Source organism: Eisenbergiella sp. OF01-20, assembly GCF_003478085.1.
In the GTDB taxonomy this organism is placed as follows: domain Bacteria; phylum Bacillota; class Clostridia; order Lachnospirales; family Lachnospiraceae; genus Eisenbergiella.
Window position 1 is genome coordinate 31,853 of sequence record NZ_QUES01000034.1, and the last position, 12,059, is coordinate 43,911.

A 12,059-nucleotide genomic window follows, 5' to 3' on the forward strand; every position below is an offset into this window, starting at 1 on the left:
TTTATTTCGTATCAAGCTTCTATTGTCAATCATGGTTCTCCACCCGGATAATGGGCCGGTAGAAGTCATAATCTCCGTTTAGTTCCTTGTCCTCCTGCACTTCCGGCTTACAGTGGGGCGAACAGGGTAGGAAACCGAGAAATGGGCCCAGCCCGCCGCAGATATTGCACCCGCCGTCACCGCCGCAGGTGGTAAGTCTATCAGCCTGCACCACTTCCCGCATATAGGGATCGTAGGCGATAGACAGGCCGAAGAAGTTGGGTTCCTCCATGTCATAAGGCCGGTTCTCATCCTCATCCATATCCTCAAACCAGCGCAGACGCATGGAGTAGTCTAACCCATCTCCCCATGGGAACAGGGTCCGGCACTCGCCGCCACACAAGTAGGCCCACTCGTCCGCCGTGGGCAGGGAGAAGCCCTGTTTTTGCAGCCGGTTTTGAAAGTCCAGATAGTCCACCTCGTGATAGAGGCTGACCTGCCAGCTGTCACTATCCCGTTCGAAACGGGCACGACCTGCCAGAGTAAGACTGTCCCTGTCGGTCAAAGCGAATTGGCGAAAATCTTCCAACCATTCCGAGCGCAGTCGTGGGTCCTCCAGTTTGACTGGCTCCCAGTTAATTTCCTCCAGCTCCCGGCCCACCAGCATGGGTCCAATGGCCACCTGCCGAACAGGAGCCATGCTTTCCCGAATCATCTCCTCCGGGTCCCGCTCCATTTCCCATTCCCGGAACAGATACTCCAATTCCTCCCAGCTCTCCTGATTCAGTCCCACGGCAAACTGCTCCCAGCCCAGGGTGACGGTATCGCCGGGGACAAAGACGAACTCCCGACCATCTTTCTTGAAGATGCCGGTGGTGCAGCTCTGGCCCCAGCGGTCAAAAGTATGTAGACCGAGAAAGGTCATATCATAACGGGCAGCCAGGCTCTCCATCAGCACCTGCTTCTCGATGTTTTCCATTTGATTGAATTGGGTGCGGAATAGTCTTTTGTTCATAACAAGTCCTCCTACAGCCTATCCAGGTTTTCCTGTAAATCGCCCTGCATCAAGTGCTGGGCAATGGCTTGGTTCAGTGCCTTATGGGGGTGATAGGCTGCCTGCTCTACATCGTGCAGGCACTCCTCCATCAATGCCTCCGGAGAAATGCCTTCCCGTTTGCCATAAAGATGGCCGAAGGCATAGCACACGGACTTGAGAAAGTCGAAAATATAGTCGTGATTTCCACGCATACTGGGCAGGTCGTTGAACGAGCCCATACCTCCGTATGCCCGAAGATGGTGGGCAACCTCCCGCCGCTGGTTCCAGTCCTGAATGTCCCGCTCCAACCAGTCGATCCAGTTTTGGAACTCTGGATGGTCTGCCAGAAGGATGGAGCGCAGACAGGTCAGAGCCTCGGTATAAATATCAGACTGTTTCATTGGCCATCGCTCCCCCAAATACCTCCATAGAGCACACCATCTTTTCCAAGGAACAACATCCGGCTGCGAAGCAGGCTGCACTGCTCCACAGCGACCTTGTTTCCGTCACAGGTGGGAATAGCCTCCTGTTTTTTCCCAAGGTGATCACCATGAGCGGTAAGGAAGTAGAATTTATCCCGTTGCTGGTATCCGCCTTGAAACAGGAAGGTATTGCCGGACGGGGCAACAGAAAAAGCTCCGCTTCCTTCGATTGGCAGTTCAAATACAAAGTCCTCTTTGAAGTTCGTCCGCACCAGCCGGAATTCATCGTAATAATAAAACCACAGGTTTTCTTCTTCGTCCAGGCTGATGGCGTAGCAGTCATAGATGGAATAGTTCTCATTCTTCCAGAGAGGAGTTCCCTCCGATGTCCATGCAATCAGACCGCAAGCACCCAGAGGTTCATCCCAACCGTAATTACCAAATACACCTTCGTCAAAGTAGCTGGTAATGATGGTGCCATCTTTTTTTACCACACAGTCTTGAATGCCATCCCCCAGGCAGAAACGGGACAGCACAGCTCCGTCCCGGCTGACGATCCAGGCGTTCTGGTCGGGGCCGTTTTCCCGATAGGCGCATCTTGCCCCCAGCAGGAGGAAGTGGTCACCTGCGGGCCGCAAATAATGGAACTGGAACTTCAAGAGGCCAAGAGGAAACAGCGTCGTTTCCAGCACCCGCTGTTCCGCCCAATCCAGCTGGATTTCCACTGCGGTATAGGTGGAAGGAGTGCTGAGCCAGTCCTTACCCTGTGTTTCGGACGGCTGTTCCATGAGAAGATAGACTTTTCCATCCCTTTCCGTGAAAAAGTCTGTCACTTCTGTGCCCTCCAGATGGTTTTCCCGGCGCAGCTGGTTCAGGTCAATGATGGAGAACAACGGCAGATTTTTGGCTTTTATAGGTTTGTTCATAGTGTCTCCTCCTGGCTACTTTAACGCTCCATCATAGGTGTGAGTTTCCCAGATGGCCTCAAATTCCGCCTGCTCTATGATGCAGGCGTGGAATTCCTCGCCCCAGACATGGGCGTTCAATTCCTCCACGGTGGGGATCGGCGTGATCTCGATGACACCGTCGTAAAGGTCAGGGATGTTGCGGGTGCGGCCATCCGCAAAGATGTCAATGGAGCGGAGGGCCAGCCGCTCATTTTCGGTATCCACTTCATAGAGGATGACCGATGGTTCACCCTCTGGTGCGCCCGCCCAAAAGAGCTTGATGTACTCGATCATCTCGATCCCTTCATCGTATCATTTGAAATAGTAATACCAATTCCCGCCAAATTCCCGGTCACATTCCTCCTGTGAGGCAAAGGTGCAGTCCTTGATTCCCTCAATGGGGTAATGACTCTTTATCAGCTGCTCTCTGTGATAGGAATTGATCTGTTCCGTCAGGCCGCTCTGCCGCGCCGTCTCTAATTGCGAGTCCGTGGCAAAGATGTAGGACACAAAGTAGTTGTCCGGCTGGATGTAGCAGCCAAACTCAATGGCCTGCTGGATGTCATCGAAGTGGTGTTTCACATCCTCCATGCAGGCTTCTATTACTTTTCGCCATGCCATCTCCTGCTCCTTATTTCTCATCTTCCACCTCACCTATACCCAGATAAGTCCCCATCGTTTTTTCATTGTCACAGGCCGCCCGGATCATTTTGGACAGTAGCATCAAATCGTCGATGTATTGGGAGTACACGCAGAACACATCTTCGTCGGAGTCGAAGTGAAACAGATCCACGCCGCTGTTATTTTCCTCAAACTCCCGGATCACGCCCCGGACCAGCCGTTCCCAGTCTCCGCTGCTGCCGGTCAGTCCCAGCCGGCAGAATTCTTCTGCCCGAAACCCATCGCTGATTTTCAGCAGAAGGGAGATTGCATAGGGGTGGTGGGGAATGAGAAAGAATGGCGCGATCTGCTCCAGCTTCACCCAAATTTTGAAGGGCGGGCGCGGGTCAGGTATCCAGGGCAAGATTTCCCATTCGTCCTCCGGTCGGTTTCCGTATTGGCAAAGGTCTTTCATAGTGTTCTCCTTTGTTCTGTCACATTTTTAATCCTGTTCTTGATAACTGGCTTCAATGTCGATGAACCGCACATACACGGCGCAGACTTCGCCCTTTGCGTCATACCCAAAGTAGACGGGATAGTAGCCGTCACCCCAGCCAGAGGCAAAGATGGGCAGGTTGCAGTCCGTGTCCGGCACTGTCCAGTTGAGCCAGTCGCCGCAGTCCCCCTGATATTTGGGGTGAGCTTTGGCGTTTTCCTCCAGCAAGTCGCAGAACAGGTTGTTATAGGGGTCAATGTCAGGGTCCTCCTCCAGCCGCTTGGCCCAGTATGCCTTGAAGGCCGCCTGGGTCTGGATGTCCGCAACGCAGCCCATCCCGGCGTCTACGCCAAAGCCAAAATACTCGTCCTCGCCCAGTTCCTCGTCCAGATCCTCGTTGCCCACCATGCCCAGCTCATAGCGGACAGGTTTTTCCTGGTTGACCTCTACCTTGACGCAGGCGTAGCGGTCGCCGTATTGTTCGCTGGGCACCACGCAGATTTTTACGGGATAAGTTCCGGCGGGGATCGTTTGAAGGAACGGCAGAGTGTCCTCCAGTTCCACCAGCGGATCACAGGCGAAAATCTGCCCGGTGGGGAAATGGACGGTGCCGATGTCCAGCACATCCACCGCCATGTTCCCAATCACTTTCTCTGTGAAATGGGCCTCCAAGTCATCTTTACAGGTCAATTTATCCTTGATTGCTTCGTATTTGTTCAGCCATTCAGTTGTAGGCATATCAGTTTCCTCCTGTTGATTCTGCTTCTTGATGTACACACTCTTTGAGCCGTCCCAATAGCAGTTCACACACCGGCCATCCTGAAAATGATGGTCACAATTCGGGTAGCCATAGAGAACATGGGCACATTCTGGCACAGCCCCATCATCTGTGAGGAGCCTTTGAAAAACAGGCTTCCGCACTCATCACAAAGGGCCAGTTCTTTTTCTGCCATAGGGTTCACCAGTCCCGTTCCCGGATGGCCTCCTCGGTGTCAATGGGGATGCCAAACCACTCCAGAATGTAGGCCACGGTTGCCGCAATACATTCCCGCGCCACCGTTTCGATCTCGCTGTCGTTCTCGTCAAACTCCTCCTGGAGATCATTGATGCCGCAGACCGCCTCGTCCAGCGTTTCCTGCACCACTTCGGTGTCGGTTTCGCCACTCTCCAGCAGGGCGATGACCTTCTGAAGCTCGTCCTTTACCTTGTCCACCAGAAAAGCAGGATAGTAATCGTCCTGATACATCTCGTCCAGCAGCTTGTAATTGGGGTCAAATGCTTTCATAGGGATTGCTCCTTTCCTCGTGTATGTCAGTCACGCTCAGCTCTCATGTGTGATACAGAAAATCTCCTTGTTCAAATCAAAGTAGATTACCATCAGTTCGTCGGTAATCTCCGGGTTAAAGGACAGATCCAGAATGAAAACTTGCTGGTTCATCTCGCTATCCACCAGACTGCCGAACCGCTTGAGCTTCAAAAAGTCAACCATCTCAGCAAAGGACAGTTTGGCTGGGTCGGTTCCCGGAAAAAGTTCCGCCACAATATCCGGGCCTACATCGTCCCGATGGAACTCCATGAAAAATGTCACAACGCTATGGTAGCGGCTGTCCTCGTCTGCCAGCGCCGCTTTGATGGCGGCTTTGGCCTTCTCCGCCAATTTCTCCGCCTCATCCAGCATTTCTCCCACCGCATCCATGACAGCAGGATCGCCGGTCAGTTCTTCCTCTACATCGAAGATAAAGGGTAGTCCCGATTCCTCGGGAAAGTTGAAGATTTCCTCACCGGGTGTATATGTAAAATCAATGCGTTTACAATTCAGTTTCATAGATATACCTCTTATTTCAATTTCAGCACAAATCCCCAGATGCTCACCACGATCAAAAGGACGCCCAGCAGGAAGAACACCACCCGCCGGTATCCTCTGCTGTGGCGGTGGGCATCCCGCGTACCAGTGGGGTCGCAGAGCCAGTTCCAGTTGCGGATCGCCCCAATTAAAATCACGGCCCCGATGAGCACCGAGGCAATGTACCAATGCTCTTGCAAAAATGCTGTGATCTGTTCACTGTTCATTCTACTTCCTCCTCACGCAAATACCTGCTGGTATTTCTCTTTTCATACTCTTTTCAAACAATAAAAAAGCCCCACGCCGCACTGTCATAAAGACAGGCTGACGCAGGACATGAAGAAGCCGCGTTGAAGGAGCCGCATCCACCAGCAGATGTAGTTTCTTCAACAACCAAAATATTTTTTTCGTATCTTAAAGCAGCAAATTGCTGTCCAATATATTTGTTCATAGCGGCACCATTTGTTCTGAGCGTAGTTTTATATCTTATTATATCACAGCACCCCTTCAATGAAAATATTTTGTTGGAAATGCTAATGAAAAATTTTTGTGAATTTGTTAAGGCGCAGGGGCTGTTATCTCCATAGTGTCTGGATGGATCAGAGTGATTACTTTTCCCTGATGCAAGGCATAGTTGACTGTCTGTGATGTACCTGAGCGCAGCTTTTTCTGATTATCAAACACACCGATAAGGTACTCTGCATGATCGACCATATAGTAATTCCTTTTTTTATAACTGGAAACATCCGCAGAATGTGAAATAACAATGGAATCGTTTGCGTTTTGGATCAGCTTTTTCAATCTATGTCTACTCTGATCCGGCCATTTAGAGTCATAACCGATGAAGGGAACTACAACGACAATTTTAATATCTTCGTATCCCGTTTGTGCCCTCAATGTCAGCAGCTGTTCTCCAGCCCACATATCCACACCAAGAGCACCGCCGACAAAAAAAGTACGGACAAATTTCTCGTCATGAAGTATCCGAAACTGCTCCAGGAGACATTCTTTTAATTTTTGGCATAGGGGATCTTCCTCATTATATCCAAAGCAAAATCTTGTTGGTCGGTGGCCGGTAATGGCGCAGGCATACTGATTCATATAAATCACCCTTGATAACTGCCTTGATTACGCATATAAAGCAAAAATAACGCAAATAATAATGCGTATAAAGGTTGTATTATAAAATTATAACACAATACATACGAAGTATCAAGAATTGCTTTCTGCTATGCTAAAAGAGCAGAGAGGTGAGCGTATGGACGAAGAATTTATCCGCAATCGGATCACAGAATTGCGATTGAAAAAAGGTGTTTCAGAATATCAGATGAGCATGGAGTTAGGGCAGAACAGAAGCTATATTCAGGCGATTTCCTCTGGGCGTTCTATGCCGTCTATGAAGCAGTTCCTCAACATCTGTGAGTATTTTGAAATCACACCGCTTCAATTTTTTGATGCACAGGAAAATAACCCTCAGCTTATCAAGAAGGCTTTGGACGGAATGAGAAAGATGTCAGATGACGATTTGATTATGCTGATTGGTTTTATAAGTCGCTTAAACACAGAAAACTAACGATAGGAGGCAGTAAGCGTCCCGTCGTTAGTTTTTCATTTTATGCGCAGCATATTGTGGCAAGCAATGCTTGTGGCTATCCATTTCGCCACAAACTGCTTGTTGAGGGCAGTGCCCCCAAGCCCCTTTGAACACAGAATTTCATTCTGTGGCTGCGCGTTCTGCGAACGCTTTTGACCAGGACCAGCTTATCGCTGGCCGTGGTCTTTTTCTTTTTCAACATCCTGTTCTACCTCCATTTTCAGCACCCGATCCACATTGGCCTTTGCAGTTAAAAGCTCCCGCATTTCCTCACGAGAACGCCGGTACTCGGCATAGGTCTTTTTCTTTTCTTCCAGCAATTTCGCATACTCCGTCTGCAACTCTTTGACCTTAGGCAGCTTCTTGACTCCCATTTCATCAAAGGCATTCTTGGCAGCCTGGTGGAGCAGAATTTCTTCCTCATGTTCTTCCCGGAATTTCTTAGAGTAGCCGGCCTTGCGGTATGCCACATAGACCTCACGGGTCTTGGCATAATTTACAATGTGAGTACGCAGAACAGCAATCTCTGCCATGCGCTTTTCAGCCGCTTTGATCTGCGCCGAAAGCTCATTGTGATGTGCCGTGGCAGCCGCAGCCTTTTCTTCTAAAATCGCATACTCCAACAGGTTATTCTCTGACAGGTAATTCATGGTCTGTGCCATTTGTTTCAGATTGAAAACCTTAGCCCATCGAGCATAGCCAGCACCTTTTCCTGCCTGCAATTTTGCCTGAATGTCCACCAGCAGATTGACCTTCTGCGTCTCTGCCTGTGTAACTATTTTCTTTCGTGGGGTATGCGCTTTCTTCCCGGAGAGAACCGCCTGCAAATCATCTAATCCATATCCTTCGCCCAGGCTGTCCATTCGGGCGGCTTTCTCCCAACCGGGGAGCTTCAGGCGATACGATTTCCCGCGCTTTGATACCTCACAGCCGGACTCTTGCAGCAGCCTCAGCAGCTCCTCAAAATTAGCAGGACTTTGTGATAATGCGTTGTCAATCGCTACACGCAGCAGCTCTCGGTGAGAGGGCTTTGCCTGATCGCCCAGCCATTTGTTATAGCTCTTTCCGTGAGGTTTCGGATTCTCCACAATGGACAGTCCGTTTTCGATGCAGATGGTGTCACTTAACTGTCGGACTGCCTTGGTGCTGCCCCAAAAGTTTCGGAATTTCCGGTCATATTCTAAGCTGACCGATGACCAGATAATGTGATTATGAATGTGCGATTTGTCTATATGAGTGCAGACCACAAAGGCATGATTGCCCTTGGTAAAACGCTTGGCAAATTCCACACCCAGCCGGTTCGCTTCTTCCGGAGTGATCTCACCGGGGCGGAACGACTGGCGCACATGATAGGCGATCACATCATCCGCGCCGCGCACTCGTCCGGTAGCGGCAATGTACTGCCGCTTTGCCAGAAGGAACTCCGCATCCACAGTCCGGCTGTCACACGCATAGCCGGTAATGAGTCTGCCGTCATCTGTTTTCTTTGGGTTGGCCACATAGTCGATGATGTCACTGATCGCCCGACTTTCTGTGCGGCCCTTGCCGACATGAAGCGGCATGATTCTCGTGGTTGCCATAGGTCAGACCTCCTTCCCGAAAAGAAAACGGCCTGCCATAGCAGACCGCTTTCACTATTCTATAAAACTTTCTTCATCGAAAAAATTGAACTCATCATCTTCTAAGTGTCTTGGTGGAAATCTCATTTCATATTGCTCTTGCGCCAATGCACGGACATCAGGCCGCCTATCCTTTAGTCGATTTTTCAGCCAGGACAACTGCTCTTTCGATAGCCTCCATGGAAGATTCAAAAGACGATTCAGTGTCATCAGTTCAGCCTGCGTTTCTGCTGGTAGCGAAGCACAGGATTTACAAATGTGGGATGCATGACCTTTGCCTGAAAATTTTTCGTTGGCTTTGTATTCACCACAAACTTTACAATAGTGTCCATGCTTTTTCATAAGCTGATGCCCTTCTCGCAAAGAACATATAACCTGCGAATTGCTTTCATAATCACATCCCATTCCAAATCAGAAGCATAAGAAAACTTTTTACGGTATGCCTCCCAAAGTTTTTGCATAACCGAATCATTTTCCACTTCGTCAAAAACTTCTTCAGCCTGGTTAAGATACTTCTCCGATCCCCGTTTATGAGCAGTTGCCAGAAGCGCATCATGTAAAATTTTCGGGTTCAGCGTGGTTCCATGCAGCTGTTCTAAAATGTAAATATCGTAGAAATCTCTCATGCGGGTATTGGTTGTGGTTCTGGTAATAATGGTTTCCAGTTTTTCTGCCAGCACAGTTTCTAAATTATAAGCCCAAATATCAATGGAGCGATCTTCCAGCATAAGTTTGAATGAATACCGAACCTCTCTTGGAGTGATTGCATCTCCCGTAGAAATATCAATTTTCAAAGGGGTCACTACACCATCGAATGTTGTACTCATGCTGACACGAATCCCCGGATACTCTGCTTCATCCATAATCTCCGAAATACTTTTCAGCTGAAATTTAACACCATCATCAATCGGAACAGTTACGATTGATGAAATTAGATTCTCAATATCCTCCACATTAACATTAGCTCCTTTTATGGTTGCATCCAAATCCATCGTAGAGCGGGCATCCAATCCAACCATAGCCGCTACCAACATACCACCCTTCAAGATAAACTTATCACGATACTCAGAAAGAGAAATACGCTCCAAAAAACGCTCCATCATGTAGTTCCTCATTAAAATCTGAGCATCTGCGGATTTTTCTCTGGAAAGGTTTCGTATTAAATCTTTAAGCTGCCTTGCTGTTTTTATCATAAAAGTACCTCCAAATACTGTCGTAAAATTTTTTCCACCTTGAACATCCCAGCATATTGCATTAAAGCTCGCAGGTTCTTATCTTTTCTACGGGCATACGCTTTCAGTGCTCCCTGAAAGGTCTGAATTTCAATTCTGCTACGGCTTCTGAGCAAATCACAGATCGTTCGCTCCATATCATAAACCGGCACAGTATGCCCGAACGGAGTTTTCGCTGTTGTAAGTCCTACATCATGTAAGTCTGCTTTAATCGTAAAAACTTGAATGCCTTCTGCTTTCATTTTGCTTGGATTGCATCCAGTTTTGACCGTAACTGTATATTCTATTGGTTCACGGTCTGTCAGATCGTGAAAAAATAAAGCTGTTTCATGTGAAAATACTGCTTGTTCAAATCGCAAATGAAGCAGATACATGGCATCCACCCAGGAATCTTTGGACAGATAAATCCCATGTGCGACTCTATCCAAATCTCGTGAACGCACATAATCATAAAATACCGGCTTTGAAATTCCCGAAGATACGACCTGCGATGTTCGCAGCATTCCTTCTTGTGCTGTTAGCATCTGATCCAGCTGTTCAAATTGTCCCATCATGTCACTTCCTTTCGTACTAATATTATATTCAATATTAGTTCAAAAGTAAAGTCGTGGATATAAAATTCCTTTTCCCAAATTTAACAGACGGTGTCTGGCATTTTTATGGTTTTGCGTATTTTTATCCATAAACCAACTCCTGAATTGCAAATTTCAAACTCTGCACCTTGCCCAGTAGCCAGATTGCAGCCAGTGGCAGCCCCATCGGGCTAATCAAAAATGCCATAACCAGCAAAATCACACCATTCTGCGGGGAATAGGTAATAAGCACAGCCACGCCAAGCAGAGCAATTACAGTGCTGAGCAGACCAAGCACCAGACCGGATATGTAGATCAGCCCCGTGCAGAGCCAGACAAAAAGCGTCAGCACCAAAGTGACCGGTGCAGTTATAATCATCAAAAGCCCTTTCAAAATCTTCATGTTATTTCCTCCTTGCAGCGTTCTTGGTATCTTTTCTAATCATATTATCCGGCATGGGCAGGCAAAAGACAAGGATACCGATAAAAAGAAAAAGCGGAGAGAGGAGCAGCGAAGTAATGCCGTTCCTCCCTCCGCAAATGGAGTATCTATCCCTGTTATAAAAGTTTGGAAAGCTGGGTAAGAATTTCCTCTACGCCCTCCCATAACTGTTCCTGCCGCTGGGATATATCCTCCAAGTCAGCATCATAAACCCGTCCAGTCTCATGCACTTTACGGGTCAGCTGGTTTAAGTTGTTGCTGCTTCGGCGCATCAGGGAAACAAGCTCCTTCAACTCCGGCAGCTCCAGCTTGACTACATACCCATCCAGCGCCATTTTTCTTAGATAGGCTTCACGGTTGGAGGTTCCAAACTGAGACATTTTTTGCTCAATCACAGCAAGCTCCTCCGCTGAAACTCTAAAGTTTAATTGCATATCCCGCTTACGCTTTGCCATAGTTATCGCTCCGGCTCCCGTTTCTTCGGGGCGGCAGGCTTATGGGCAGGCAGCTCCTGTTTGAGCTTATCCCGTACTGAGGGGCGGGACGGTTGCAGTTTTTCTCCCTGAGTACGGCTGCGCTGCTGTTCTACACGCACCAGATCAATAAAGCCATCCAGCACAGCAGGGTGGCTGTTTAAGGCATAACCACAACGGACAGTTTCGGGATTATCGTTGGGAATGGTCTTAGCCCATTCTTTGTTGCGTCGGGAGTAGCGCCCATCCCAGTCCTGAAGCTGGACGGTGTTAGCCAGAACCATAGCCACACGCTCCATGCCATAGATCTCGATCACACCCTTTGCCGCATCGTGACTGAGATACATTCCGTCGAAGTGTTCCCGCACCGCCGCTTCAATGGACTCCTTGCATTGGAGATTTGCATTGTTGGAAGCCCGGTACTGCTCCAACTCCCCATGTTCTCTCGCATAGGCGGCAGAATGGGGATAGACCGGTGTTGTTCGCAGTTCCTCTTTGGCTCTGCACACATCATCGGCACGGTTCTCAATGCTGTCCCGGATCACATCCATATAACCGGTCTCCAACTTTTCAAAATAGCGGTACACATCCGCCAGCGGAGAGGGAGATTCCAAAAGTGCCTGAGCCTGGGCATCAGTCAGCTCCAGTTCCTCCATCGCCATCACAATGTCCTCACGAACCGTGTACTCATAGGTGTGGTGCAGGATTTCTTCCGGGGGCTGTCTTTTCAGCCAGTCCCGGAACTTGTCCTGTTCGGCAGCCATCTTTTCATAAAGGGCTGTATTCAGATCGTTAGTATTCATG

General features: G+C 48.8%; 21 protein-coding genes. 1 reads left to right on the forward strand and 20 read right to left on the reverse strand.

All coding sequences use genetic code 11. The annotated features are described in order from the left end of the window. Nucleotides 1-25 precede the first annotated feature (25 nt). From DXA36_RS26080 to DXA36_RS26130, 13 genes are all read right to left on the reverse strand, one after another. Nucleotides 26-994 (reverse strand): hypothetical protein, encoded by a 969-nt coding sequence (locus DXA36_RS26080; RefSeq protein WP_007862364.1) that lies wholly within the window; start codon nt 992-994, stop codon nt 26-28. A gap of 11 nt (nt 995-1,005) precedes the next feature. Then, nucleotides 1,006-1,416 (reverse strand): DUF6966 domain-containing protein, encoded by a 411-nt coding sequence (locus DXA36_RS26085; protein WP_002588992.1) that lies wholly within the window; start codon nt 1,414-1,416, stop codon nt 1,006-1,008. Further along, nucleotides 1,413-2,363: a hypothetical protein gene (locus tag DXA36_RS26090; RefSeq protein ID WP_002588991.1), complete on the reverse strand. Its 951-nt coding sequence runs from the start codon at nt 2,361-2,363 to the stop codon at nt 1,413-1,415. Before DXA36_RS26090 ends, DXA36_RS26085 begins: the two co-directional genes overlap by 4 nt. Nucleotides 2,364-2,378: 15 nt before the next feature. Continuing rightward, on the reverse strand, nt 2,379-2,678 hold the full coding sequence (locus DXA36_RS26095; RefSeq protein WP_002588990.1) for a DUF6881 domain-containing protein: 300 nt from the start codon (nt 2,676-2,678) through the stop codon (nt 2,379-2,381). 18 nt (nt 2,679-2,696) lie between these two features. Beyond that, nucleotides 2,697-3,005: a hypothetical protein gene (locus tag DXA36_RS26100; RefSeq protein WP_007862366.1), complete on the reverse strand. Its 309-nt coding sequence runs from the start codon at nt 3,003-3,005 to the stop codon at nt 2,697-2,699. A 10-nt stretch (nt 3,006-3,015) separates the two neighbouring features. Continuing rightward, nucleotides 3,016-3,459, reverse strand: coding sequence for an Imm51 family immunity protein (locus DXA36_RS26105; protein WP_002588988.1), 444 nt, complete (start codon nt 3,457-3,459; stop codon nt 3,016-3,018). A gap of 27 nt (nt 3,460-3,486) precedes the next feature. Further along, complete coding sequence (locus tag DXA36_RS26110) at nt 3,487-4,218, reverse strand: DUF4241 domain-containing protein (RefSeq protein ID WP_007862369.1); 732 nt, start codon at nt 4,216-4,218, stop codon at nt 3,487-3,489. A 65-nt stretch (nt 4,219-4,283) separates the two neighbouring features. Beyond that, complete coding sequence (locus DXA36_RS33155; protein WP_006059601.1) at nt 4,284-4,433, reverse strand: hypothetical protein; 150 nt, start codon at nt 4,431-4,433, stop codon at nt 4,284-4,286. 5 nt (nt 4,434-4,438) lie between these two features. Continuing rightward, nucleotides 4,439-4,765, reverse strand: coding sequence for a DUF5713 family protein (locus tag DXA36_RS26115; RefSeq protein WP_002588986.1), 327 nt, complete (start codon nt 4,763-4,765; stop codon nt 4,439-4,441). A 36-nt stretch (nt 4,766-4,801) separates the two neighbouring features. Then, nucleotides 4,802-5,305, reverse strand: coding sequence for a DUF2004 domain-containing protein (locus DXA36_RS26120; RefSeq protein ID WP_002588985.1), 504 nt, complete (start codon nt 5,303-5,305; stop codon nt 4,802-4,804). A gap of 11 nt (nt 5,306-5,316) precedes the next feature. Next, on the reverse strand, nt 5,317-5,550 hold the full coding sequence (locus DXA36_RS26125; protein ID WP_002576934.1) for an immunity 17 family protein: 234 nt from the start codon (nt 5,548-5,550) through the stop codon (nt 5,317-5,319). A gap of 53 nt (nt 5,551-5,603) precedes the next feature. Beyond that, a complete protein-coding gene (locus tag DXA36_RS33160) occupies nt 5,604-5,774 on the reverse strand; it encodes a hypothetical protein (RefSeq protein WP_166434156.1) in 171 nt (56 codons plus the stop codon). A 107-nt stretch (nt 5,775-5,881) separates the two neighbouring features. Next, on the reverse strand, nt 5,882-6,424 hold the full coding sequence (locus tag DXA36_RS26130) for an SLOG family protein (RefSeq protein ID WP_002588984.1): 543 nt from the start codon (nt 6,422-6,424) through the stop codon (nt 5,882-5,884). A gap of 157 nt (nt 6,425-6,581) precedes the next feature. On the opposite strand from DXA36_RS26130, the gene DXA36_RS26135 reads away from it, so the two are divergent. Continuing rightward, nucleotides 6,582-6,896 (forward strand): helix-turn-helix domain-containing protein, encoded by a 315-nt coding sequence (locus tag DXA36_RS26135; protein WP_002576937.1) that lies wholly within the window; start codon nt 6,582-6,584, stop codon nt 6,894-6,896. Nucleotides 6,897-7,084: 188 nt separating this feature from the next. On the opposite strand, the gene DXA36_RS26140 is transcribed toward DXA36_RS26135, so the two are convergent. From DXA36_RS26140 to DXA36_RS26170, 7 genes are all read right to left on the reverse strand, one after another. Next, the gene (locus DXA36_RS26140) at nt 7,085-8,497 is read right to left on the reverse strand and encodes a relaxase/mobilization nuclease domain-containing protein (protein WP_071698954.1); all 1,413 of its coding nucleotides are present in this window, start codon (nt 8,495-8,497) and stop codon (nt 7,085-7,087) included. A gap of 54 nt (nt 8,498-8,551) precedes the next feature. Continuing rightward, nucleotides 8,552-8,878 carry a hypothetical protein gene (locus DXA36_RS26145; protein WP_006059593.1) on the reverse strand — a complete coding sequence of 109 codons (327 nt, stop codon included), beginning with the start codon at nt 8,876-8,878 and terminating at the stop codon, nt 8,552-8,554. Further along, nucleotides 8,875-9,729 (reverse strand): nucleotidyl transferase AbiEii/AbiGii toxin family protein, encoded by an 855-nt coding sequence (locus DXA36_RS26150; RefSeq protein ID WP_002595844.1) that lies wholly within the window; start codon nt 9,727-9,729, stop codon nt 8,875-8,877. Before DXA36_RS26150 ends, DXA36_RS26145 begins: the two co-directional genes overlap by 4 nt. Further along, nucleotides 9,726-10,319, reverse strand: a complete 594-nt coding sequence (locus DXA36_RS26155) for a type IV toxin-antitoxin system AbiEi family antitoxin domain-containing protein (protein ID WP_425516120.1) — start codon at nt 10,317-10,319, stop codon at nt 9,726-9,728. Before DXA36_RS26155 ends, DXA36_RS26150 begins: the two co-directional genes overlap by 4 nt. A 124-nt stretch (nt 10,320-10,443) precedes the next feature. Next, complete coding sequence (locus DXA36_RS26160) at nt 10,444-10,743, reverse strand: CD1845 family protein (RefSeq protein ID WP_071698956.1); 300 nt, start codon at nt 10,741-10,743, stop codon at nt 10,444-10,446. A gap of 155 nt (nt 10,744-10,898) precedes the next feature. Then, complete coding sequence (locus DXA36_RS26165; RefSeq protein WP_006773030.1) at nt 10,899-11,237, reverse strand: plasmid mobilization protein; 339 nt, start codon at nt 11,235-11,237, stop codon at nt 10,899-10,901. Between the two features lie 2 nt (nt 11,238-11,239). Further along, nucleotides 11,240-12,058, reverse strand: a complete 819-nt coding sequence (locus DXA36_RS26170; RefSeq protein WP_050005928.1) for a DUF3849 domain-containing protein — start codon at nt 12,056-12,058, stop codon at nt 11,240-11,242. Between the last annotated feature and the right edge of the window lies 1 nt (nt 12,059).

What these genes read in the sequence shown, in the direction of transcription:
- DXA36_RS26080 (WP_007862364.1), bottom strand. Translation starts at nt 994, where the DNA reads ATGAACAAAAGACTATTCCGCACCCAATTCAATCAAATGGAAAACATC.
- DXA36_RS26085 (WP_002588992.1), bottom strand. Translation starts at nt 1,416, where the DNA reads ATGAAACAGTCTGATATTTATACCGAGGCTCTGACCTGTCTGCGCTCC.
- DXA36_RS26090 (WP_002588991.1), bottom strand. Translation starts at nt 2,363, where the DNA reads ATGAACAAACCTATAAAAGCCAAAAATCTGCCGTTGTTCTCCATCATT.
- DXA36_RS26095 (WP_002588990.1), bottom strand. Translation starts at nt 2,678, where the DNA reads ATGATCGAGTACATCAAGCTCTTTTGGGCGGGCGCACCAGAGGGTGAA.
- DXA36_RS26100 (WP_007862366.1), bottom strand. Translation starts at nt 3,005, where the DNA reads ATGGCATGGCGAAAAGTAATAGAAGCCTGCATGGAGGATGTGAAACAC.
- DXA36_RS26105 (WP_002588988.1), bottom strand. Translation starts at nt 3,459, where the DNA reads ATGAAAGACCTTTGCCAATACGGAAACCGACCGGAGGACGAATGGGAA.
- DXA36_RS26110 (WP_007862369.1), bottom strand. Translation starts at nt 4,218, where the DNA reads ATGCCTACAACTGAATGGCTGAACAAATACGAAGCAATCAAGGATAAA.
- DXA36_RS33155 (WP_006059601.1), bottom strand. Translation starts at nt 4,433, where the DNA reads ATGGCAGAAAAAGAACTGGCCCTTTGTGATGAGTGCGGAAGCCTGTTT.
- DXA36_RS26115 (WP_002588986.1), bottom strand. Translation starts at nt 4,765, where the DNA reads ATGAAAGCATTTGACCCCAATTACAAGCTGCTGGACGAGATGTATCAG.
- DXA36_RS26120 (WP_002588985.1), bottom strand. Translation starts at nt 5,305, where the DNA reads ATGAAACTGAATTGTAAACGCATTGATTTTACATATACACCCGGTGAG.
- DXA36_RS26125 (WP_002576934.1), bottom strand. Translation starts at nt 5,550, where the DNA reads ATGAACAGTGAACAGATCACAGCATTTTTGCAAGAGCATTGGTACATT.
- DXA36_RS33160 (WP_166434156.1), bottom strand. Translation starts at nt 5,774, where the DNA reads ATGAACAAATATATTGGACAGCAATTTGCTGCTTTAAGATACGAAAAA.
- DXA36_RS26130 (WP_002588984.1), bottom strand. Translation starts at nt 6,424, where the DNA reads ATGAATCAGTATGCCTGCGCCATTACCGGCCACCGACCAACAAGATTT.
- DXA36_RS26135 (WP_002576937.1), top strand. Translation starts at nt 6,582, where the DNA reads ATGGACGAAGAATTTATCCGCAATCGGATCACAGAATTGCGATTGAAA.
- DXA36_RS26140 (WP_071698954.1), bottom strand. Translation starts at nt 8,497, where the DNA reads ATGGCAACCACGAGAATCATGCCGCTTCATGTCGGCAAGGGCCGCACA.
- DXA36_RS26145 (WP_006059593.1), bottom strand. Translation starts at nt 8,878, where the DNA reads ATGAAAAAGCATGGACACTATTGTAAAGTTTGTGGTGAATACAAAGCC.
- DXA36_RS26150 (WP_002595844.1), bottom strand. Translation starts at nt 9,729, where the DNA reads ATGATAAAAACAGCAAGGCAGCTTAAAGATTTAATACGAAACCTTTCC.
- DXA36_RS26155 (WP_425516120.1), bottom strand. Translation starts at nt 10,319, where the DNA reads ATGGGACAATTTGAACAGCTGGATCAGATGCTAACAGCACAAGAAGGA.
- DXA36_RS26160 (WP_071698956.1), bottom strand. Translation starts at nt 10,743, where the DNA reads ATGAAGATTTTGAAAGGGCTTTTGATGATTATAACTGCACCGGTCACT.
- DXA36_RS26165 (WP_006773030.1), bottom strand. Translation starts at nt 11,237, where the DNA reads ATGGCAAAGCGTAAGCGGGATATGCAATTAAACTTTAGAGTTTCAGCG.
- DXA36_RS26170 (WP_050005928.1), bottom strand. Translation starts at nt 12,058, where the DNA reads ATGAATACTAACGATCTGAATACAGCCCTTTATGAAAAGATGGCTGCC.